Annotated in this window: 1 protein-coding gene; it reads right to left on the reverse strand. The window is 44.9% G+C overall.

Features of this window, described 5'->3' with window-relative positions; genetic code table 11:
- Positions 1–24 precede the first annotated feature (24 nt).
- Positions 25–1,032, reverse strand: coding sequence for an SPFH domain-containing protein (locus F8S12_RS10215; RefSeq protein WP_196516190.1), 1,008 nt, complete (start codon positions 1,030–1,032; stop codon positions 25–27).
- Positions 1,033–1,088 lie beyond the last annotated feature (56 nt).

Below are 1,088 nucleotides of genomic sequence, written 5' to 3' on the forward strand. Positions count from 1 at the left end.
CCCCTGCCCCCCTGCCCCCTGCTCCTAATTAGGGCGCTTGTTTTCTAATCCTGGTATTTGCTTAGAAAACAACTCATTAGAGTCAAGCTGACCATTTGAGATAACGGAACGCATACCCTCGAAAGCAGCAGGGATAGTGCGCGGATCGATAAATAAGACTTTGCTGCTATCGCTTTTACCAATTGTCGCACCCATATCTAGATATCCTAAAGCAAACAGAACTTCTACTGCTTTATTAGCATTGGGGTTGCTGTGGATCTTTTGTGCAATAATTTCTGTAGACTCTGCGATCGCCTGCGCTTTTAGAACCTGCTGCTGACGTTCAGCTTGAGCTTTCATCACCAGCGACTTTTGTTCAGCCTCCGCTTGCAGAATTGTCGATTTTTGACGAGCTTCTGCATCTAATATTTGCGCCTCAGCTTTACCTCTAGCACTATTAACAGCAGCTTCGCGTTCCCCCTCAGAAGTTAAAATTGCTGCCCGTTTGCGTCGTTCTGCCGACATTTGCAATTCCATTGATTCTCGCACTGCCTGAGACGGAATAATATCTCGCAATTCTACCCGTGTCACTTTTACACCCCAAGGATCAGTAGCAACGTCCAAGTCTTGTAATAAAAGTTCACTGATGTGGGAACGAGCAGTAAAGGTTTGATCTAACTCCAGTTGCCCCATTTCGGCACGAATTTGAGTCAGCACCATATTTACCATTGCCGACTGGAGATTTTCTACCTTGTACCAGGCTTTTTCCATATCCACAATTCGCCAGTAAAACACTGCATCCACCTCAATGCCAACGTTGTCGCGGGTGATGCACTGTTGGGGAGGAATATCTAAGACTTTTTCGCGGATAGTTCCTTGGTAGACAACTCTATCAAGGAAAGGAATAACAAAGTTTAGTCCTGGTTCCAGTTTTTTGTTATAACTACCTAATCTTTCTACCAAAGATTGATTACCCTGATTGACGACTTTTACAGAACCCGCTATGGCAGAACCACCAAGGGCTAAAAAGACAAGCAAAAAGAACTGTTCCATTGTGAATCTCCTAATTTTTAATAAAGGGAGTGGGGAGTAGGGAGTGGGGAGTGGGG

The organism is Nostoc sp. WHI (assembly GCF_015714725.1).
GTDB lineage: Bacteria > Cyanobacteriota > Cyanobacteriia > Cyanobacteriales > Nostocaceae > Nostoc.

Coding starts and splice junctions, on each gene's coding strand:
- F8S12_RS10215 (WP_196516190.1), bottom strand. CDS start 1,032: ATGGAACAGTTCTTTTTGCTTGTCTTTTTAGCCCTTGGTGGTTCTGCC.